We start from the raw sequence: 19,300 nt of genomic DNA, 5'->3' as shown, positions 1-19,300 counted from the left end.
GACGATGCGGCCGCGTCGCGGGCCAGGAGGAGGCGGGCAATCGAGCCGGCCCCACCCCGAAACTCAGGCGGGACAGTACGTGTCGGTTCCGGGCAGCTTGCCGCTGTTGAGGTAGCCGACGAGCGGGGGAACCGCGCAGCCCGAATAGATGCTGGCGCCGTGGCCGATGCCCTGCCACATCACCCGCTTGCTCGCCGCGTTGGCGTTGATGATGGTGGCCGCGGTCGCGGCGACGCCCTCACTGCCGACGATCGGGTCGTTCTGCACGCCGGCCAGCAGGACGTCGACCTTGAGGTCCTTGGGCGCCGGCTGCGGCGAGCCGGTGGGCCAGTGCACGCACTTGACCAGGTTGAGCGCGGCGACGCTGCCGAACTGCGGGTAGAGCTTGCCCCAGGCGACGACGAGCTCGCGGACCCGGTCCGGCGTCGGCCGGTTGATCGCATCGCTGCACGAGTTGACGAACTGGCCGTCGGAGTCTTGCACCGCGTCGGCGTGGTTGATCAGGTTGGTCAGCTGGTTGGCGTCGCCGGCGCGGGCGGCCGCCAGCGCGGCGGCGAGGCTGTTGGTGGCGCCGACGCGGCCGCCGGTGGGGAAGCCCAGCGCGACGGTGATGGCACCGGCCACCTCGGCCACCGACGCGCCGGCGGGGCCCTTGCCGGCGCGGGCGTCGGCCAGCAGCTGGCTGACGGCGCTCTTGGGGTCGGCGCCCAGCGGGCAGTTCACCGCGACGCACTGGGCGGCGAAGGCGTCGAGCGCGGCCTGCTGGCCTTTGACCTGCTGCTCGGCGGCCGCCTCGGCGCTGACACCGAGCGCGACGGGGGAGTCGAGGATCAGCCGCGCGACCTTGTCCGGGCGCGAAGCGGCGTAGGTCAGGGCCACCTGCGCGCCGTTGCCGATTCCGACGAGCGCGACCGCCGGGACGTCCCATAGGGTCCGGAGCCGCTCGATGTCCGAGGCGGCGCGGGAGTTGTCGTACGCCGACGCGCCCGGCGAGATGGCGTCGGTGCAGTTCGTGGTGGCGGTGTTGGAGACGTCGGAGAGGTTGGCGACGGGGTCGTCGCCGCTCTGGAACTGCGCCTGGTCGCGCATCTCCTGGCGGTCGAGGCGGTCGCGGCAGTCGATCGGGCTGGACATGCCGATCCCGCGGCGGTCGACGGCGACGATGGGGTGGGTCTGTAGGACGTCGGCGCCCGCGCCGGCGAGCCACACCGGCAGCTGCGCCGACGACGGCAGGTCGGAGCCGGTGGTGAAGACGAGGGGGCCGGCGTCGCGCGGCGTCTGGCTCGAGCGGGCGCGGACCACGCCGATGGTGAGGCTGCCCGACCCGCCGTTGACCGCGTCGAGGTCCGTGTCGTAGGTCGCGCAGTCGAGCTGGACGCCGGGTGTGGGGCGCACGGCCGCGTCGCCGAAGACCCGGGCCGTGCAATCGTGCCAGGACAGGTCGTTTTTCGGTGCCGCGATCGGCGGCGGCCCGCTGGGCGGCGGCTTCGTGCTCGGCACGCCCTGCGGGCGGGCGCCGGAATTGGTGGCGAAGCGCGGGTCCGCGGCCAGGCCCGGGACGCAGCCGGCCAGTACGGTCGTCACCGCCAGCAGGATGGCGGCGCGCGTGATCCGGCGACTCATGCCGACAACAGTAGCTAGGCCTTGACGTAGCGGGTGTAAAGGTAGCCGGCGTCGTCGGTCAGGACGTGGGCGCAGCGCATCCGGGTGAGCAGTTGTCCCGGCCCCGCCGTGATGCGCCGGGCCGCGCCGCCGACGACGAACGGCGCGATGGTCAGGCAGAGCTCGTCGAGCAACTCGCGCCGGACGAACGAGCCCAGCAGCGTGGGGCCGCCCTCGGTGAGGATGCGCCGCATCCCGCGTCCGCCCAGCGCGACGAGGATGGCGGCCTCGTCGACCTGCCCGGGGTCGTCGCCCGAACAATCGACCACCTCGCACAGCCCGCTGAGCCTGCGGCCCGTCTCCTCGACGGCGGTCGCGCGGGTGAGCACCAGCGGCGGCACCTCCGTGCGGGTGAACACCGCCATGTCGCGGTCCAGGCGGCCGGACGCGCTGACGATCGCCAGCTGCGGCACCTCGCTCTGGCCGCGGGCCTGCCGCTGCTGGCGCTGGGGGACGCTGAGGTGCGCGCCCGAGTAGCCCTCGATGCGCACCGTGCCCGCCCCGACGACGATGACGTCGGCGAGTTCGCGCAGCAGGTTGAAGACGAAGCGGTCACCCGGACCGCCCATGGATCCGCTGGTGCCGCCGGCGGTCGCCCCGCCGTCCAGGCTCGTGATGAAGTTGGCGCGCACCCACGTCTCGCGCGGTTCCGGGTACTCGTACAGCGCGGGCAGCGCGTCGGCGTCCAGTGGGCGTACGGACCCCAGCAGCGACAGCGGCGGCGTCTCGGGGATGGCCCCGGAGTCGGGCATGGGTCCGATTGCAACACGGCGCTACAGTGCGGGCATGCACGGGTCCACTTCCGGCCGCGTGGCGCGTCTGGTGGACCGGCATCCGACGGTGTCCCCCGAACGGCTGATCGCGCAGCTGCGCCCGCCGCCCACCTTCGCCGACGTGAGTTTCGCGACGTATCGGCCGGACCCGGCGGAACCGACGCAGGCGGCCGCCGTCACGGCGTGCGAAGACTTCTGCCGGCAGGCCGTGGAGCGGCGGGCGGGCCGGCGGCGGCTGTTCGGCAAGCGGGCCGTATTGCCGGGCGTCGGGTTGTACCTGGATGGCGGGTTCGGCGTGGGCAAGACGCACCTGCTGGCGTCCGCCTACTACCGGCTACCGGGTGACGGTCCGGCGGCTGCGACGCCCAAGGCGTTCGCGACGTTCGGGGAGCTGACCCAGCTCGCCGGGGTGTTCGGCTACACGGAATGCATTGAGCTGCTGGCCGACTACACGGCGGTGTGCATCGACGAGTTCGAGCTCGACGACCCGGGCAACACCACGCTGATCTCGCGCCTGCTCTCGTCGCTGGTCGAGCGCGGCGTTTCGGTGGCCGCGACGTCAAACACCCTGCCCGAGCAGCTCGGCGAGGGCCGCTTCGCCGCCCACGACTTCCTGCGTGAAATTAACACGCTTGCAAGCATTTTCACCACCGTGCGGATAGCAGGTCCCGACTATCGGCACCGCGCCCTGCCGCCGGCGCCGCAGCCGCTGTCCGACGAGGAGGTGACCGCGCGCGCCGCCGCGACCCCGGGCGCGACGCTCGACGACTTCGACGCGTTGTGCGCGCACCTGGCGACCATGCACCCGTCGCGCTATCTCACCCTGATCGAGGGCGTCACGGCCGTCTTCGTCACCGGCGTGCATGGCCTCGACGACCAGAACGTCGCGTTGCGGGTGGTGTCGCTGACCGATCGGCTGTACGACGCCGGCATACCGGTGGCGGCGTCCGGGGCGCGGCTGGACGGCATCTTCAGCAACGAGATGCTGGCCGGCGGCTACCGAAAGAAGTACCTGCGGGCCATCTCTCGCCTGCTAGCGCTCACCGCGCAAGCGCGCGAGCCATGACGTAGTCGTTTTCCAGCCGGGTGCCCACCCGAAACGTCCTGGTGCCGTCGACCGCGAATCCGCTCTTGGTGTAAAAGCGTTGCGCGCGTTGGTTTTGCTGGTTGACCCCCAGCCAGACGCGCCGGATGCCCCACCGTCTCGCGGTGGCCAGCGTGCGGTCCATCAGGGCCGCGGAGATGCCGGCGCCGTGGTAGTCGGGCAGCACATAGATCTTGGACAGCTCGGCCGCGTCGGCGTCGCGAACGAGCATGGCGTACCCGACGATTCGGCCGTCGTGCCGCGCGGTGAGGATCGCGCGCCGCGGGTCGGCCAGGTAGTCGGCGAACCGCTCGGCGGACAGGTTGGCGTCGACGAACGCCGCGATGTCGCCGGGCGCCGTTCCCGGTGGGCACGCCAACGGAAAGGTTTGCGCGGCGACGGCCGCGAGTTCACGGGTGTCGACGGAGCCGGGAGTGGCGAGATCGACGGAGGGCGACAGGGATTCGCCGTGGGTCAAAGATTCCACTGCGCGAGGTGGTAGCCCGTCGTGCGGTCCAACAGGACGACCGTGGAGACGGGGTCGCGGTAGGCATCCCAGTAGACCTCGCCGCGCACGATCGCCCCGTTGGGGGCGTTGACCAGAACGTTGTCGAGCGAGTCGGGTGCGTCGTTCGGCTTCGGCTTGTAGGCGTCGGCGAACGGCGTCACGCCGGTGAAGCTGAAGTCCTTGCCCATGATGAACGCGTTGGGCACGCGGATGGCGCGGACCACCACGTCGGCGCGCTCGACGGAACTGCCGGGGAAGCCCCTGAAGGTGCCCTCGCGCGTGTAGCCGAATCCCGGCGGCGGGTCGCACGGTGACACCCCGCTGACCGTGACGTCCGCTACGTACGTGCCGTTGTCCACCCGCAGTGTGTCGCCGATGTGGCCGATCGGCGCGTCACCGGCGTGGGCCCGGGGGGCGGCGACCCCCACCGCGATGACGCCCGCGGCGGCCACGAGGAAGGTGGACAGGACGGTCAACCAGCGGTGCATCTTTGCTCCTCCCGCGCAGGACCTTTGCATGATCCCACACGGGGTCAGCCGTCCGCACCCACCGTCTTGCCGGCGGCCAGGGATTTCAGTGCGGCGTTCAGGTCGGCGTCCAGACGACCCTTGTCGACGCCTGCGCGATGCAGCGGTCCGCCGCTGTCCTCCGATTCCAGGAGCGCCAGCAGCAGGTGCTCGGTGCCGATGTAGTTGTGGCCGAGCCGAAGCGCCTCCCGGAAGGTCAGCTCGAGCACCTTGCGGGCCGGGCCGCTGAACGGGATGAGTGTGGGTGTTTCGCCGGCGGCCGGTGGGAGCCGCACCGACGTGCGCAGGGCTTCGGTGTCCACCTTCTGCCGGTGCAGCAAGACGGTGGCGAGCGCGGCCTTGTCGCTGAGCACGCCGAGCAGCAGGTGGTCGGGGGTGATCTCGCCGTTGCCGGCCTCGTGGGCGGCGTTCTGCGCCGCGACGACGGCGCCGCGGGCCCGCGGGGTGAAACGCCCGAATCCCTGCTCGGGGTCCAGCGTGGTGGCCTCGGCGCGGGGGACGAACCGCTTCTGGGCGGCCTGCTTGGTGACACCCATGCTCTTGCCGATGTCGGTCCACGAGGCGCCCGAGCGGCGCGCCTGGTCGACGAAGTGGCCAATGAGGTGGTCGGCGATTTCGCCCAGGTGCTCGGCCGCCAGGACGGCGTCGGCGAGCTGGTCGAGCGCGTCGGCGTGCACCCGCTTGATGGCGTCGATCATCTCGTCGAGGCGGACGGGGTAGGCGATGCGCGTCGGGTCGGACATGCGTCAACACTAGGTTGACGATCCTACGTTGTCAACCGCGGGTTGACGGCAAGCAAACCCGGCCAATCAGATGCGCGCCGGTCGGGACTTTGAGAGCATCGGATGCGCTATGAAAGCCCTCCTGGCGCCGGTCGCCCTCGCCGCCCTGATCGGTGCGGCCGCGCCCGCGTCCGCCGACGGCAACGACGACGCGTTCCTCGCCTCACTGCAGGCGGCCGGCATCACCTACCAGGGCGCCGACCGCGTGATCGCCGCCGGCAAATCGGTGTGCAAGATGGTCGACCAGGGCAAGCAGATGGCGGACGTCGTCAAGACCGTGCAGAACCTCAACCCGGGCCTCCACGGGGACAACGCCGCACGGTTCACCGCGATCGCCGCCAATGTGTACTGCCCGCAGGCGCTGGCGGTGGTGGCCGCCAAGCCCGGCGGCGGCGCATAGCGTCATCCCGTTTTTACAACGCCGCTACCGACGCCCCGGTTAACGAAACCTTTCGTAAACATTTCGGCCATACGCTGCAGCAATTACCGGCCGGCCCACGTGTTAAGTCGAGGATTCGAAACTTGGAGTTCTTTCAGACGCAGGTGATCGATCCGCTCAGTTACATGCTCAATACGCACGTGCTCGTCTATCTCTTGATCGGCGCCGGCCTCTATTTCACCGTGCGCACCCGATTCATCCAGGTCCGGTACTTCGGGCGTATGGTCCGCCAGGTGCGCCGGTCCCACCGCCAAGACGGTGGGATTTCCTCGTTCCAGGCGTTTTGCGTCGGCCTCGCATCGCGGGTGGGCACCGGCAACATCGCGGGCGTTGCCATCGCACTCACGGTCGGCGGCCCCGGGGCGATCTTCTGGATGTGGGTGGTGGCCGCTGTCGGCATGGCGACCGCGGTGGTGGAGGCCACGCTCGCGCAGATCTTCAAGGTCCGGTCGGGCGACGGCGCGTTCCGCGGCGGCCCCGCCTTCTACATCCAGCGGGGGCTGCGCTCGCGGGCGGGTGCCGTGATGTTCGCCGTGCTGCTGGTGTGCACGTTCTCGACGGCCTTCAACATGGTGGAGACCAACGCGATCAGTGGTGTCCTGAAGTCCTCGCACGGCGTCGACATCCGTTGGACGACAGTGGGTTTGGTGGCGCTGGCGGCGCCGATCCTGTTCGGTGGGGTCCGCCGGGTCGCCCGGTTCGCCGAGCTGGTGGTCCCGGCCGTGGCGCTGGCCTACGGACTGCTGGCGCTCACAATCGTGGCGGTCAACGTCACCCAGCTGCCGGCGGTGATCCAGGAGATCGTCGGCGGTGCGTTCGGAATCCGGCAGATGGCAGGGGGTTTCGCGGGCGGCATCGCGACGGCGATGCTTACCGGGGTCAAGCGCGGACTGTTCGCCTGCGAGGCCGGGATGGGCAGTTCCCCGAACATCGCGGGGGCGGCGACGGTGTCACATCCGGTGGAGCAAGGCTTGATTCAGTCGCTGGCTGTATTCGTCGACACGATGGTGATCTGCACGGCGACGGCGTTCATCGTGCTGATGTCGGGGCCGTCGGTCTACGATCCGGCCCACACGGGCTCGATCGCCGGCGCCAGCCTGACGGAATCGGCGATCGCCGCGGGGCTCGGCTCGTGGACCACCGCGCTCATGACGGCGGTGGTCTTCGTCTTCGCGTTCGCCTCGGTGCTCAGCAATTACGTGGTCGCCGAGGCCAATCTGTTCTTCCTCGGCGGACGGCGCCTTGCCATCAACGCGCTCAAGGCCGTGACCCTGCTGGCGATCGTGTTCGGCGCGGTGTCCACCCTGACGCTGGTGTGGGCGCTCGCCGACCTGGCGATGGCGATGATGGCCATTGTCCACCTGGTCGCCCTCTGCCTGCTGGGCAAGTGGGCGTTCGCCGCGCTGCGCGACTTTCACCGCCAGGCCGCCCGCGGCGAACATCCCGTGTTCATCGCGAGCCAGGCGGGACTGCCCGGGGAGTTGGACGGCGACATCTGGGCGCTCCCGGAGCCCCGACCGGTCGGGGCGCTGCCCGAGTCCCTGCTGCTGAGCCGCCCCGCGCCGCGGCGGCTGCGGCTGTCGCGCGCGTCGGCGGCGTAGGCGCCGCATCGGTCGGCCTCTCGCCAATACGCGCGGCGTACTACCTGACATTGCATCGGCCTTGGGGACCCGATCAGCGGCTGGACCAGACGATCGGCGCCGGCGTGTTGTGGATTCTGGGCAACCTGGTCGGGTGGCCGTTCGTCCTGGTTCTGATGCGCGCGCTGTCCCGGGACGAAAAGGCGCACGCGGTGCGCGTCGATGCGCAGTTGGACGCGGAGGAGACGGCCCAGGCCGACGGCGCGGGGTCGCCGGGCGTGTGGTGGGAGGGCGACCCGCAACTGCGCGAGCGGTTCGGTCGAGGCTAGGAGACTAGACCGCGCGGCCCTCGAAGATGCCGAATCGCGACGCGGTCCGGACCACGCCGCTCATCGCGAATCCGGCCCGCTCGAACAGGGTCCGGTACTCGCTTTCGGTGCGTTCCCTACCGTCGTTGATCACCAGCATCTCCAGGTCCGTCCACTTGGCGGCGGGTCCGGCGTCGCCGTCCTCGACGATCGCCTCGATCAGCAGCAGCGCCGCACCCGGGGGCGCTGCCGATCGCACGTTGCGCAAGATCTGCACCGCCTCGTCGTCGCCCCAGTCATGGACGATGTGCTTGAGCACGTAGGCGTCGGCGCCGGGCGGGACATGGTCGAAGAACGAGCCTTCGGCGAGCCGGACCCGTTCGGCCACACCGGCTTCCGATAGCAGCGGAGTCGCCCCGGCGATCACCTCGGGCAGGTCGTAGAGGACGCCCTGGGCGTCGGGCGCCGCCCCCAAGATCGCCGCCAGCAGACGGCCGTGCCCGCCCGCGACGTCGACGATTGTGCGGTACGGCGTGAAGTCATAGGCGTCGATGACGGGCCCGATCGCCACTCCGGACAGCCCGGTCATGGCGTCGTTGAAGATCTGGCCGAACTCGGGATCGTCGGCCAGGTAGTCGAAGAAGCTCTTGCCGCGCAGCGCCGGAACGACCGATCTGCCGGTCCTGATCGCCTCGGTCAGCATGCTCCAGTGCTCGCGGTGCTGGCGCGCGCCGATGAACCGGGCCATCGGGGCCATCGACACCGGCCCGTCGGTGCGCAGCAGGGCGGCCATCGCGTTGAGCTCGTAGCGGCCGTCGTCGCGGTGCGCGAAGAGGCCCTTGCTGATCAAAGCCCGCAGCAGCCGGCTCAGCGCGTCGGCGTCGGCGCCCACCCGGCCGGCCAATTCGTCGATCGGCAACGGACCGGCCGCCAGCGCGTCCGCCACACCGAGGTCGGCGATAGCGGTGATGCCCTGCGACACCCACGCGGCGAGGATCATCTCCTGCAACGTCTCGGCTGCGGCGGCGTGTTCTGCGGGTGTGGTCATGGCGGGCCCTCGAGGTCGGTAACGTGTCGACGGGCGACGCTGTCCGTCGAAAGGGTCTGCGGATGAGAATGGGGCTGGCGGTGGGAGCCGCGCTCGGGGGGACCGGCGTGGCGGGCTGGGCGGCGGCGCGGCAAATCACCTCGCGCATCGCGCGAAACCCCGACCCGTTCCCGCGCGAACGGCTGACCATCGAACCCACCGGGGAGCGCGTGACGATCCCACGGCCCGACGGGACCGAGCTGCACGCGCTGGTGGCGGGGGAGGGGCCGCCGGTGCTCCTGGTCCACGGTTACAGCGCCAACGTCGTGGAGTGGAACTTCGTCTGGGATGCGCTGCAGGAACGCGGGTTTCGGGTCATCGCCTTCGATCAGCGCGGTCACGGGCGCTCCACCCTCGGCTCCCACGGGGTCGGATCGGAACAGATGGCGGCCGACTTGGCCGCCGTCGCAGAGCATTTCGAGGTTCGCGACGGCGTGCTCGTCGGGCACTCGATGGGTGGTTTCGTCACCATCCGCGCGGTGCTCGATCACGCCGGGTTGGCCGGGCGGCTGCGCGGCCTCGTCTTGTTCGCCACCTGGGCGGGTCGCATCTTGGACGAGGCGCCGCAGAACCGGCTGCAGATCCCGTTGCTGCAACTCGGAATCCTGCAGCGGTTGATGCGCAACCGGACGGTCGCGACGCTGTTCGGCGCCGCGCAATGCGGCGCACGTCCGTCGCCGGCGATGATCTCGGTGTTCGTGGAGTTCTTCAACCGGCACATGGAGCAGCATGGGCCGCTGCTGCCGATCGTGCGGGCGTTCTCCCGGGAGGATCGCTACCCCCGGCTCGGCGAGATCACGACTCCGACGGTGGTGATGGTCGGCACCGCGGATCGCACGACACCGCCGAGCCATTCGCGCCGGCTCGCCGAGGGCATCCCCGGGGCGCGGCTGGTCTCGGTGCCCGATGCCGGGCACCTGCTGAACTGGGAGGCGGCCGCGGAGCTCGTCGAGGTCGTCGACTCGTTTGCCGCCCAACGGGGTTGATCTCTCCCCGACGGTGCCCCGCCGATGCTTGCCGTAGCAAACAAGAATGTTGAGCAATTGGCCTTCCGTTGGAGCCACCTCATCCGCTATGTTGCGCGGGATACAGCAAACCGCACCGCGCCCGGAGGAGTCAATGGTGACCAAGGTATCGGCGAAGACGGTGGGTCTGACGGCGACGGCTCTGGCCGTCGCGGCGGCCCTGACCGGTTGCGGCGGAAACAAGTCGGCAGCCCCGTCGACGTCGAGGTCGGCGTCGGCGTCCACGGCATCGGCGTCGAGCTCGGCCGCGTCGTCGTCGGCGGCTCCGACCAGCGGCGCCGCCCAGCCGTCGGATTACAGCAACCTGTTGATCAAGGCCACCGATATCGTGGTGCCGGGCGACACCTTCACGCTGGCGCAAAGCGTGCCGGTACCCAGCCCGGCCGGCGTCGACGGGCTATTCATGAACCAGGCCAACTCCCGCAAGATCGACGTCACGCTCTACGTCTATCCCGACGCGGGCGCGGCCGGCCAGGCCCGTGACATGGCGGCGCAGGCCATGACCGACCCGGAGATTGGCGTGAAGGGAGGAGCGCCGGGACCGATCGACATCGGCACCAACGGCACGATGGTCATCGGGACCGCCAACAAGCACGACGGCCCGGTGTCCAAGGCCATGGTGATGTTCGTCGAGGGCAAGGTGTTCGCTGACCTCGAATTCGAAAGCGCGCCGGGCGATCCCGTGCCGCAGGACTTTGTGCTCGACGTTGCCCGCAAGCAGGACGCGGCCATCAAGAGCGGGCTGCCCGCTTAAGAGGCGGCGCGCGCTGCCCAGGTGAAGCTCTGCATGTCCGGCACTTTCGGCGTGAGCGCGGCGGCGACGGCGCGACCGATGCGGTCGGCGTCCGCCAGTGAGGTGTCGGGGTCGAGGAAGCCCTCCACCTCGACCCGCAGGGTCCGCCCGGTCCAGCGGGCGCGGGCGTGCGCGTGTTGGACCCCCGGGATCGTGGCGGCGACCGTCTCCGCGGTGGTGACGACCTCCGGGTCGACGCCGTCGAGCAGGCGGTGCGCGATGTCGGCGCTGACCTCCCAGCCGACGTGGCAGATGAACCCGGTGACGACGATCCCGGCGACGGCGTCGGCCCAGCCCCAGCCGAGGGCCACGCCGATGAGGCCGAGCATCGCCCCGGCCGAGGACAGCGCGTCCAGCCAGGAGTGCTTGGCGTCGGCGACCATGGTGGCCGAGCGGATGCGTCGGCCGACGGCCAGCTTGTACCGCGCGACCAGCTGATTGCCCGCGATGCCCACCGCGGCCGCCGCGATGCCCCAGCCCACGTGGCCCGTCGAACCGTGGCGAAGCAGCTTGGTCACGCTCTCGAAGCCGGCGACCGCCGCGCTGCCCCAGATCACCAGCGCCACCCCAATTCCGGCGAGGTCCTCGGCGCGCTCGTATCCGTACGGGTACCGGTCGGTGGGGACCTTTCGGGAGGCCCGGAAACCGACGAACACCAGGACGCTCGTCGAGACGTCCGACAGGTTGTGCAGGGCGTCGCCGAGCAAGGCGACCGATCCGGATACGAGGGCGATGGCCAGCTCGACGATCCCGGTCACGGCGAGTCCGACGGCGCTGACGGCCACGGCGCGGTTGGCCTGGCGACGCTCGCCCGCGTCGTCGATCGCGGTGTCGAGGGGGAAGCTGACGGCCGGGTCACGGACTCCGCTGATGACGTGCATGCGTCAAGTTTGCCCGGTGGGCGTTCGGCCAATCAAACCCGCCGGATAGGTTGGTTGCCGATGAAAGTTGTGGTGGTGGCCTACGGGAGCCGGGGGGACGTCGAGCCCTGCGCCGCGGCCGCCCGCGAGTTGGCGCGCCGCGGCCACGACGTGCGGATGACGGCCCCGCCCGACATGCTGGGTTTCGTGGAGTCGGTGGGGATCGCCGCGGTCGCCTACGGGGCCGACACCCGCGGCCAGACGGAGGCGTTCGCGAACCTCGTTGGCACAGTTCCTAATCCGGTCGGCGCGCTGCCCGCGGTGCTGGCGGACCTCACCGAGACGTGGACGTCGAAGAGCGCGACGCTGGCGTCGCTGTCGGACGGCGCTGACCTGCTGCTGGCAGGGCTGAACGAGCAAGAGCTGGCCGCGAATGTCGCGGAACTACAAGGCATTCCGATGGCGGGCCTGCACTTCTTCCCGCCGCAGATTCTCTCGTTCGGCCCGCTGTACTCGAGCCTGCGGCAGCAGGCCGCGGCCGCGCAGCGCCAAGCTCTCGGTCTGCCGGACGCGGCCGCGTGCGGCGCCCCGTCCGTGGAGATCCAGGGTTACGACGAGTTCTGTGTGCCCGGAGTCGCTGCGTCCTGGGGCGGCGCGGCCGCCCGACGGCCCTTCGTCGGCGCGCTGACGCTGCAGTTGCCCTCGGGTGACGATGACGAGGCGCTGTCGTGGATTGCCGCCGGAGAGCCGCCGGTCTGCTTCGGCCTGGGCAGTACGCCGATCGCGGCACCTGCGGACCTGGTAGCCACGATCGGCGGGGCGTGCGCGCTGCTGGGGGAGCGGGCGCTGATCTGCAGCGGCCCCAACGATTTTCGCGATGTACCGAGTTTCGACCACGTCAAGGTGGTGCGGTCGGTGAACCATGCGGCCGTGCTTCCGGCGTGCCGTGCGGTCGTACACCACGGCGGGGCCGGGACGACGGCGGCGGGCCTGCGGGCCGGAATTCCGGCCTTGGTCCTGTGGCTGTGGCTCGATCAGCCGATGTGGGCCGCCGCCCTGGAACAGCTCGGACTCGGAGGCAGCCGGCAGTTCGCGGCCACCACCGCGGAATCGCTTGCCGCGGACCTGGGAGCGATTCTCACCGCCGACTGCGTGACACGTGCCCGCGAGGTGGCCGCGCGGATGACGCCGGCCGCGGACAGCGCCGTGAAGACAGCCGACCTGCTCGAAAGCCTGGCCGAAGCCCGCTAGCCGTCACGTCACACGGCGCTCGTACACCGTCACCCGGTCGTGTTGGCCCCACCAGAGCACCGGCTGGCGGGAATCGACCTCCGACCACTCCGTATCCAGGATCTGGTGCATGCGTTCGTCACCGGTGGCGCCCCCGCGGCCGTCGCCTACGTAGATCACGCGCGCGCCGCGGTACGCGGTCAGGATCCTGGCGCCGACGTCCTGACCGTGCGGCGGCCACGACAGGAACAGCGTCCGGTCGGGGTGCATCTCAACGGCTTCGACGCAGTCCTTGGCGTGGACCCAGGCGTAGAGATCCTCGTCGTGCCAGCCGTTAGTGACCAGCGCCGTCCCGGGATTCAGGTCGTAGCAGGCGACGTCGACGCCGAGTTGGCCCAGCAGGTAGGCCCAGTAGCCCGTGCCCGCGATCGGATCCACGAGGCCGCCGTCCGCGTGCTCGGCGACGAAGGCGACGGTGTCGGGGTCGGGAATCGTCCAGCAGTATTTCCGGACCAGCCGCTGCCGGTTGGGCGTGCGGGCCATGTTCTCTTCAACGCTGCGGTCGACGCTGAAATAACCGACCACCGGCTCGCCGCCGACGGTTTCGGTCTCCACGCAGTGCTTGACGGCGTCCCAGTAGGGATTGTGGATCATCGGTCGAGAACCCCCTCGGGCTGCCTTGCCTGCTCAATTCTCGCAGCAAATGGGGCGTTGCGCTGCGCGAGTCGCAGCCTCGCCGAGTTGCGCACCGAGGTGGCCCAATTCAGACTTGGTGGATCGATTGCCGGGGAGAACACAGGGTGGGGCGAGCGGGCCGCGGAGCGCCGCGCACGGCCGCGGTGGGTCGCGTCGTTTGTCCGGCCTTGGGGGCCGCGCTCTTGGCGGTGCTGATCGCACCGGTACCGACACCAGCCGCCGTACCGCTGGGTTGTGGAATCACCTGGACGCGGACGGGCGGGGTGTGGACGTACCTGCCCGACTGCTCGCATCCCACGCCGCCGCCGGCACCCCAGCCGGCCGGGCCGCCCCCCGAACCCGATGCGCCTCCGCCCGACGCTCCGCCGCTCCCGTGAACGAAACAACTTACGGTGCAATGCGTGTGGGGCGCCGGATTGCCAGATCGGTCACGTCAGTTGCCCTGCTGATCGCACTCGGTTGCGCTCCGGTCGCTGCGGGTTCACCGAGAGTCCCCGCAACCCCGGGATCCGACAATGCCCCGTGCGCTCAAGCCCAAATCAGCCCGGAGCAATTAAAGGGGGCCTGGAACGAGCAGGGCGGCGCGACCGTCATCACCTTGGGTGCCGACGGCACACTGACGTCCCGCGGTGGCGGTGCGGACGAATCCGGCACCTGGAGCTACCAGCCGTGGGCCTCCACTCCCGAAACGGACGCGATGCCCCCCGGCGAGGACAACCAGTGCGTCCTCTGGCTACATTGGGTGACTCCCGGACCGCCGATGGACCTGGTCTACGTACCGCTCAAGATCAGCGGCGCCACACTCGAACTCAGCTACGTCGGCCGCGGCAACACGGTGACCTGGGTGCGGCCGGGCGCACGGTCATAGCGCCTCGCATCGCCCCTCCCACGACGACACGTAACTGGTTGCGACGACACGCCGCAGAGATCGCAAGGATTTATTTCTCGTGCGATGGCCCCAGTGAGCGAGCAGTTCCTCGGCGCCCGAATCAGCGATCGCCGTTTAGCGAGACCGCCCGCGTGGGAACTTGCCTGGGCATGGGTCGAATGATTCAAATCAGCGAGGAAGCGCTGCTGGAAGACATCGGGCGACGGCTGGTCGGGCAGTTTCCTCGGATTGCGCCGGAGGTGGTCGACGAGTTGATCCGGCACGAGCACGCGCGGTTCGCTGCCAGCCGGATTCGCGACTTCGTGCCGGTGCTCGTCGAGAAGAACGCCCGCGAACAGCTCAAGCAGGGGCTGAATTAGGCGTTGGCGCCGCGGCGGCAGCACTTCACCCGATCGACAGGCGCCGTAAACCCCTGGTAAGCCCGTCGGCACCGGGCATCGTGCCACACTCCGCTCGTGACTTACGACGTGCACATCCGCACCGTTGACGGCTTCGTCGAATATCCCAACGCCTTCAGCTACGGCGTCGCCGACGGCGTCCTGATGGTGGAGGCCGGGGAAGACGCCGACCACTCGGACAAGATCTTCTTCAGCCCCAACTACTGGTGCCAGTACGTGGTCGACCCCAACGGCGACGACCCGCTGAACCTCGACCTCGACGAGTTCGAGGACGAAGACGAGGAGTAAGGCCGTCTAGGTCGCAGCCGCTCAGGCGCGGTCGTGCAGCGTGACCTGGTAGCCGTCGGGGTCGGCGAAGGTGAACGTCCGGCCGAACGGGGCCGTCGATGGGCGCGGCGACGATGGTGTGACCGTCGGCGACGAGAGCGTCGTGAATCGCCTGGACGTCGGTGGCGTGCAGCCAGACCCCGGCACCGATGCCGGGCTGCGCGACGGCCGAGATCGGTGCCGGGAACGACGTCGCGGAGCGCGAATGCGATTGGCTTCGTGTCGAAGACGACGGCGTGCGGAGGCCCGGCCGGGAGCGGACGAGGCCGAGGTATCGCTCGTAGAACGCCCGCGACGCGTCGAGATCGCGGGCTTTCCCAAGGAGCTCCCTTCGGTTTGGCGGTTGCCACGACAGGATTGGCCCGCGGGGTGGTGTTGGTCTCACCGATCGATGATGTGGGCTATCCTCCGACCACCGCGCTTTTGCCTGAGGAATACCGCACGATGGTCGACGCGGTCGCCCTCGATGCGAACGCCGTGGAGCAGAGGTTATCGGCATACACCGCCGATGCGCTGTTTGACATGTTGATGAGTAACTATCCGACCTCAGATGAAGCGATCTATGGTCAGCCTGGGTTTCGGTCGTTGTTGCGGACTGCGCTTGAGGATGGATTTGCTTCGGGCGCAGCTGGTTACGCGCGCGACACCGTTCTGGCCATGTCGGCGTGGCCGGCGAAGTTGTTTGATCCTGGAGTGGATGTGTGTGTCTTGTTTGGCGCCGACGACCGCGTCCACTCTCCGGACTTAGGGTTGACGTTGGCCGAACGCATCTGCGGTGCCCGACGCGATATCGTGGATTTGGCTGGTGGCGGATTGCTGTGGTCGCACCCGGATGTTGTTTTGGCCGCGGCAGCCTTGGTTTCCGGTGAGTGATGCGACGCCGCCGGTGTGGTGATTTGGCTGCACGTTTGTGGCGTGCCGCGGTCTTTGAGGTCGGCAGCCGATGGGAGTCAGCCCTGGTTTTCGAATGTGGGCGTTGAAGGCAGTGCGGTCGACGATCGCGGCGACCAGTCGCGGATGTCCGGGGTCAACTCGGCCTCGGGCGGCGGCTTCACGTGGGTCCAGCGCGTGGTGACCGACGGTGGTGCGCGATCGGTCGCCGTGCGAAGTCTGGAGGCCTGCACTCGACACGAGGCGCCTACCTTGTGAAGGGTTGCTCGAGATTGACCTACGGGTCGGCTCCGGGAATCTGACCCGCCTTGCGACGATGGCGTGCTCGCGGACGGAGAACAAGCGGTCGACCTGAGGATCGAGGGCGGACGGTCCGAACCAGGTAATGACCGTGTGATGGTCTATTCCTACAGCTATCAGTCATCAAATCCGGCGCGACCGGCTGGTCTGCACCTCTGCGCTGACGGATTCCGTGCAAATATGGTACCGTCGTGGTACCTGATTGGGGAGGTGCGCTGTGCCCGCGTTGAATGTCCAGTTCACAGCCGCCGAGCTGGAACGTGTTCGCGCGGCTGCCAGTCGCAGCGGGAGGTCGCTGAAACCGTTCGCTCATGACGCAATAATGGCGGCAGCCGACAGTCGTGCTGCCCGCGTCACCGAGGCATTCGAGTACGTGACGGCGCGGTCGGGTGAGTTGAACCGCCGTCTCGCGTGACCATCTATCTTGAGCGCGACGACATCGTTGCCGGTGGAAGCATCGCTTGCGGCTTCGCGCTCACCGTTAACGACGAGGGATTGCTGCAATCATCTGTAGCCCGACCACAAACAAGCCTGTTTGGTGACGACGCCTATCCGACCCTGTGGGACAAAGCCGCCGCCCTCCTGCACTCCCTGGCTCGTAACCATGCCTTCGTCGACGGCAACAAGCGCACCGCGTGGGCGTCCGCGTGGGCGTGCCTTTGGCTGAACGGCATCAACCTGCCTGACCGGTACGACGTTGACTTCGCCGAGGAGCTGGTGCTGACGGCGGCGGTCGGCGAAATCGAGTGGCTGAAGGTTGCCGAGGGCCTGCGCCTATTGGCCGGATTGTAAAGCGAGACAACAGGACCCCCGGCATCGGCGCTGGGGGTCCGTCCATCACCCCGAAGCTGGCGAGCGATATAAGCCGGGTGCTCAGTAGCGCGAAGTTGCCCGAGCTGGCGAAGCTGCTCACCCAGCGACGGCGTGAGTCCACGCCGCCGTCAACCAGCTGGCGAAGACGATCTCATGAGTAGCGCGCCCAAGTGGACTCGCGACTACCCCGCTGTCGTCGCACACCAGGGCGGCATCGACCTCTACGCACGCGGCGACAACCGTAATTACCTGCTCACCTATCGCCAAGAAAGACCCCGAACGGGGTGAACGCCTCCTCGGCTACCTCGACCTGTGCACCCTGGCGGGGAATTGCACCGGACTGCACGCCTACGGCACAGTCGGCGCATTTGAAGCGGCAGGCGGCGCTGTGGGCCGTGCAGCAGGTGTTCGCCAACGACCGCACTTTCACCGGCTGGCAGGCGGCGGCCACGATCAACGCCTGCACCGCCGCCTACTGCCCCGAATACGGCGGCTAAGCGTCCTTGACCTCCGGACCGGATTGACAATAAAATGTCACTAGAACACAGTTAATGACATTTAAAGGTAAGTAGCCATGCCGAAGCGGATAAACGCCCCGACTCGCACCGCCGCGGACGCTCTTGCTGTGCTCGGTGCACAAATCCGCCTCGCGCGGCACGAGAAGAACTGGACAGCCGCCGCGCTGGGCATGCGCATCGGCGCGGACCCGCGCACCGTCACCGCCATCGAGCGGGGCTCGCCCGGTGTCGCCATCGGCACCGTTTTCAGCGCCGCAACAGTGCTCGGCGTGCCACTATTCGGCGCCGACGACGACGAACTGGCGAGGCTTCGCCGCCGCGGCGAGGAGCGAGTGGCGCTCCTCCCGTCCCGCGAATACCAGCCCCGATCGATACCAGCCGACGCTGACAATGACCTCAACTTCTGATCGCAACATCCCCGCCCGGCGTGACGCCTTTGTCTGGGTCTGGCTGCCCGGTCACGTCGACCCGGTCGTCGCGGGGCGCGTCCAACGCCAGCGCAACGGGGGGCCGTATGTATTCGGATACGGACGCAGCTACCTCGACCGCCCCGACGCCATCAGCCTCTACACACCAGAATTACCGCTGACGGCCGGATGGCAGATTCCTAGCTCCCACATGTCGATCGCTTCCGCGCTGCGCGACGCCGGCCCCGACTCTTGGGGACAGCGCGTGATCCTCGAACGACTCCTCGGCCCCAAGGGGCGCGACGCCGACCCCGGTGACCTGGACCAAATCACCTACTTCCTGGAATCGGGGTCAAACCGGATCGGCGGCCTGGACTTTCAGACGAGCCCAGATGTCTACGTGCCGCGTGGTAGCTCCGCGACAATTGACGAGCTGCATGCGGCTGCTGACGCGCTGCAGGAGGGACGCCCGCTTTCCGATGAACTCGCCGCCGCGCTGGTTCGGGGCACCTCCATTGGTGGCGCACGTCCTAAGGCGCTCATCGACGTCGACGGGGTGAGCCACATCGCCAAGTTCTCTTCGACGTCGGACACGTACCCCGTGGTCAACGCCGAGGCGCTGGCTCTTGAGTTCGCCCGGCGTGCCGGAATCGAGACCACGCCATCGTTCCTCGCCAGCTCACTCGGCCGCGATGTTCTCATGATCGAGCGGTTCGATCGCCCGCCCGCCGGCGGACGGCGCATCGTCGTGTCCGGACTCACGATGCTCGGGCTCGACGAGATGGAAGGACGGTACGCGACGTACCCGGACATTCTAGACGTGTTGCGCCGCACCGGGATCCATGCCGACGTAGGCAGACAGCTATTCGAACGCATCGTGTTCAACGTGGCCATCGGCAACAACGACGACCATGCGCGCAACCACGCCGCGTTCTGGGACGGACAATCCCTTGAACTAACCCCCGCCTATGACCTGTGCCCACAGCCCCGCTCCGGCGAGACCTCGGCGCAAGCCATAGCCTTCGATCGTGACGGCGCTCGCGACAGCTCCTTCGCCGCGTGCCTCCGCGCCGCACCCGTGTACGGCCTGACCATCGGCCAGGGGCGTGACATCATCGACGGGCAGATTGACCTGATCGAGCGCGAATGGACAGAAGTCGCCGACCTCGCCAGGCTGACCCGCTCACAACGAAATCTACTGTGGCACAGGCAGATCCTAAATCCGTACGCGAGCTACGACTACACGTCCGCGGACTGATGCGCCGCGACGGCCTGGGGGATCCTGCCTCAATTAGCATGATTCCTCGCTCCTCGCTCCTCGCTCCTCGCTCCTCGCTCCTCGCTCCTCGCTCCTCGCTCCTCGCTCCTCGCTCCTCGCTCCTCGCTCCTCGCTCCTCGCTCCT

23 protein-coding genes and 1 pseudogene are annotated in these 19,300 nt (G+C 68.8%); 15 read left to right on the top strand and 9 right to left on the bottom strand.

What is annotated here, in order from left to right; all coding sequences use genetic code 11:
• Positions 1 to 63 precede the first annotated feature (63 nt).
• The gene (locus tag SKC42_RS07225; protein WP_330963627.1) at positions 64 to 1,623 is read right to left on the bottom strand and encodes an alpha/beta hydrolase; all 1,560 of its coding nucleotides are present in this window, start codon (positions 1,621 to 1,623) and stop codon (positions 64 to 66) included.
• A gap of 14 nt (positions 1,624 to 1,637) precedes the next feature.
• Entirely contained in the window at positions 1,638 to 2,414 is a 777-nt protein-coding gene (locus SKC42_RS07220) for a pyrimidine reductase family protein (protein WP_330963626.1), read from the bottom strand.
• Here SKC42_RS07220 and zapE point away from each other — a divergent pair.
• The gene (gene zapE / locus SKC42_RS07215; RefSeq protein ID WP_330963625.1) at positions 2,413 to 3,501 is read left to right on the top strand and encodes a cell division protein ZapE; all 1,089 of its coding nucleotides are present in this window, start codon (positions 2,413 to 2,415) and stop codon (positions 3,499 to 3,501) included. The two genes, SKC42_RS07220 and zapE, sit on opposite strands and share 2 nt — an antisense overlap.
• Here zapE and SKC42_RS07210 read toward each other — a convergent pair.
• The 3 genes from SKC42_RS07210 to SKC42_RS07200 are packed head-to-tail and all read right to left on the bottom strand — an operon-like array spanning position 3,476 to position 5,297.
• A complete protein-coding gene (locus SKC42_RS07210) occupies positions 3,476 to 3,997 on the bottom strand; it encodes a GNAT family N-acetyltransferase (RefSeq protein WP_442932046.1) in 522 nt (173 codons plus the stop codon). The genes zapE and SKC42_RS07210 overlap by 26 nt on opposite strands.
• The gene (locus tag SKC42_RS07205) at positions 3,994 to 4,515 is read right to left on the bottom strand and encodes a hypothetical protein (RefSeq protein ID WP_330963624.1); all 522 of its coding nucleotides are present in this window, start codon (positions 4,513 to 4,515) and stop codon (positions 3,994 to 3,996) included. The genes SKC42_RS07210 and SKC42_RS07205 overlap by 4 nt, the downstream gene beginning before the upstream one ends.
• Positions 4,516 to 4,559: 44 nt before the next feature.
• Entirely contained in the window at positions 4,560 to 5,297 is a 738-nt protein-coding gene (locus SKC42_RS07200) for a Clp protease N-terminal domain-containing protein (RefSeq protein ID WP_330963623.1), read from the bottom strand.
• 109 nt (positions 5,298 to 5,406) lie between these two features.
• On the opposite strand from SKC42_RS07200, the gene SKC42_RS07195 reads away from it, so the two are divergent.
• The 3 genes from SKC42_RS07195 (at position 5,407) to SKC42_RS07185 (ending at position 7,684) form a co-directional block, all read left to right on the top strand.
• Positions 5,407 to 5,736: a DUF732 domain-containing protein gene (locus SKC42_RS07195; protein ID WP_330963622.1), complete on the top strand. Its 330-nt coding sequence runs from the start codon at positions 5,407 to 5,409 to the stop codon at positions 5,734 to 5,736.
• A 122-nt stretch (positions 5,737 to 5,858) separates the two neighbouring features.
• Positions 5,859 to 7,376, top strand: coding sequence for an alanine/glycine:cation symporter family protein (locus tag SKC42_RS07190; protein WP_330963621.1), 1,518 nt, complete (start codon positions 5,859 to 5,861; stop codon positions 7,374 to 7,376).
• A gap of 50 nt (positions 7,377 to 7,426) precedes the next feature.
• Positions 7,427 to 7,684 (top strand): hypothetical protein, encoded by a 258-nt coding sequence (locus tag SKC42_RS07185; RefSeq protein WP_442932029.1) that lies wholly within the window; start codon positions 7,427 to 7,429, stop codon positions 7,682 to 7,684.
• A 4-nt stretch (positions 7,685 to 7,688) separates the two neighbouring features.
• Here SKC42_RS07185 and SKC42_RS07180 read toward each other — a convergent pair whose 3' ends face one another.
• Complete coding sequence (locus SKC42_RS07180) at positions 7,689 to 8,711, bottom strand: methyltransferase (protein ID WP_330963620.1); 1,023 nt, start codon at positions 8,709 to 8,711, stop codon at positions 7,689 to 7,691.
• A gap of 62 nt (positions 8,712 to 8,773) precedes the next feature.
• Here SKC42_RS07180 and SKC42_RS07175 point away from each other — a divergent pair, with 62 nt between their 5' ends.
• Together SKC42_RS07175 and SKC42_RS07170 are read left to right on the top strand one after the other, a co-directional pair.
• Complete coding sequence (locus SKC42_RS07175) at positions 8,774 to 9,736, top strand: alpha/beta fold hydrolase (protein WP_330963619.1); 963 nt, start codon at positions 8,774 to 8,776, stop codon at positions 9,734 to 9,736.
• A 136-nt stretch (positions 9,737 to 9,872) separates the two neighbouring features.
• Positions 9,873 to 10,529 carry a hypothetical protein gene (locus SKC42_RS07170; protein ID WP_330963618.1) on the top strand — a complete coding sequence of 219 codons (657 nt, stop codon included), beginning with the start codon at positions 9,873 to 9,875 and terminating at the stop codon, positions 10,527 to 10,529.
• On the opposite strand, the gene SKC42_RS07165 is transcribed toward SKC42_RS07170, so the two are convergent.
• The gene (locus SKC42_RS07165; RefSeq protein ID WP_330963617.1) at positions 10,526 to 11,449 is read right to left on the bottom strand and encodes a cation diffusion facilitator family transporter; all 924 of its coding nucleotides are present in this window, start codon (positions 11,447 to 11,449) and stop codon (positions 10,526 to 10,528) included. The two genes, SKC42_RS07170 and SKC42_RS07165, sit on opposite strands and share 4 nt — an antisense overlap.
• 60 nt (positions 11,450 to 11,509) lie before the next feature.
• On the opposite strand from SKC42_RS07165, the gene SKC42_RS07160 reads away from it, so the two are divergent.
• A complete protein-coding gene (locus SKC42_RS07160; protein ID WP_330963616.1) occupies positions 11,510 to 12,679 on the top strand; it encodes a glycosyltransferase in 1,170 nt (389 codons plus the stop codon).
• Between the two features lie 3 nt (positions 12,680 to 12,682).
• Here SKC42_RS07160 and SKC42_RS07155 read toward each other — a convergent pair whose 3' ends face one another.
• A complete protein-coding gene (locus tag SKC42_RS07155) occupies positions 12,683 to 13,312 on the bottom strand; it encodes a hypothetical protein (RefSeq protein WP_330963615.1) in 630 nt (209 codons plus the stop codon).
• A 640-nt stretch (positions 13,313 to 13,952) separates the two neighbouring features.
• On the opposite strand from SKC42_RS07155, the gene SKC42_RS07150 reads away from it, so the two are divergent.
• The 3 genes from SKC42_RS07150 to SKC42_RS07140 all read left to right on the top strand — a co-directional run bounded on the left by SKC42_RS07150 (position 13,953) and on the right by SKC42_RS07140 (position 14,929).
• Positions 13,953 to 14,222, top strand: a complete 270-nt coding sequence (locus SKC42_RS07150; RefSeq protein WP_330963614.1) for a hypothetical protein — start codon at positions 13,953 to 13,955, stop codon at positions 14,220 to 14,222.
• A 179-nt stretch (positions 14,223 to 14,401) separates the two neighbouring features.
• Positions 14,402 to 14,602: a three-helix bundle dimerization domain-containing protein gene (locus SKC42_RS07145; RefSeq protein WP_330963613.1), complete on the top strand. Its 201-nt coding sequence runs from the start codon at positions 14,402 to 14,404 to the stop codon at positions 14,600 to 14,602.
• Positions 14,603 to 14,698: 96 nt separating this feature from the next.
• Positions 14,699 to 14,929 carry a hypothetical protein gene (locus tag SKC42_RS07140; protein ID WP_330963612.1) on the top strand — a complete coding sequence of 77 codons (231 nt, stop codon included), beginning with the start codon at positions 14,699 to 14,701 and terminating at the stop codon, positions 14,927 to 14,929.
• A 21-nt stretch (positions 14,930 to 14,950) separates the two neighbouring features.
• Here the strand turns inward: SKC42_RS07140 and SKC42_RS07135 are convergent.
• A pseudogene (locus tag SKC42_RS07135) lies at positions 14,951 to 15,323 on the bottom strand (VOC family protein).
• Here SKC42_RS07135 and SKC42_RS07130 point away from each other — a divergent pair.
• The 5 genes from SKC42_RS07130 to SKC42_RS07110 all read left to right on the top strand — a co-directional run bounded on the left by SKC42_RS07130 (position 15,305) and on the right by SKC42_RS07110 (position 19,155).
• Complete coding sequence (locus tag SKC42_RS07130) at positions 15,305 to 15,841, top strand: alpha/beta fold hydrolase (RefSeq protein WP_330963906.1); 537 nt, start codon at positions 15,305 to 15,307, stop codon at positions 15,839 to 15,841. The pseudogene SKC42_RS07135 and the gene SKC42_RS07130 overlap by 19 nt on opposite strands.
• A gap of 729 nt (positions 15,842 to 16,570) precedes the next feature.
• Positions 16,571 to 16,951, top strand: a complete 381-nt coding sequence (locus tag SKC42_RS07125; RefSeq protein WP_330963611.1) for a type II toxin-antitoxin system death-on-curing family toxin — start codon at positions 16,571 to 16,573, stop codon at positions 16,949 to 16,951.
• A 389-nt stretch (positions 16,952 to 17,340) separates the two neighbouring features.
• The gene (locus SKC42_RS07120; RefSeq protein ID WP_330963610.1) at positions 17,341 to 17,469 is read left to right on the top strand and encodes a hypothetical protein; all 129 of its coding nucleotides are present in this window, start codon (positions 17,341 to 17,343) and stop codon (positions 17,467 to 17,469) included.
• A gap of 128 nt (positions 17,470 to 17,597) precedes the next feature.
• Positions 17,598 to 17,897, top strand: coding sequence for a helix-turn-helix domain-containing protein (locus SKC42_RS07115; RefSeq protein WP_330963609.1), 300 nt, complete (start codon positions 17,598 to 17,600; stop codon positions 17,895 to 17,897).
• Between the two features lie 211 nt (positions 17,898 to 18,108).
• Positions 18,109 to 19,155 (top strand): type II toxin-antitoxin system HipA family toxin, encoded by a 1,047-nt coding sequence (locus SKC42_RS07110; RefSeq protein ID WP_330963608.1) that lies wholly within the window; start codon positions 18,109 to 18,111, stop codon positions 19,153 to 19,155.
• Positions 19,156 to 19,300: the final 145 nt, after the last annotated feature.

Source organism: Mycobacterium sp. 050134, from assembly GCF_036409085.1.
Taxonomy (GTDB): domain Bacteria; phylum Actinomycetota; class Actinomycetes; order Mycobacteriales; family Mycobacteriaceae; genus Mycobacterium.
The sequence above is the reverse complement of the archived record's forward strand: the minus strand, read 5'-3'. Positions and strand labels throughout refer to the sequence as shown.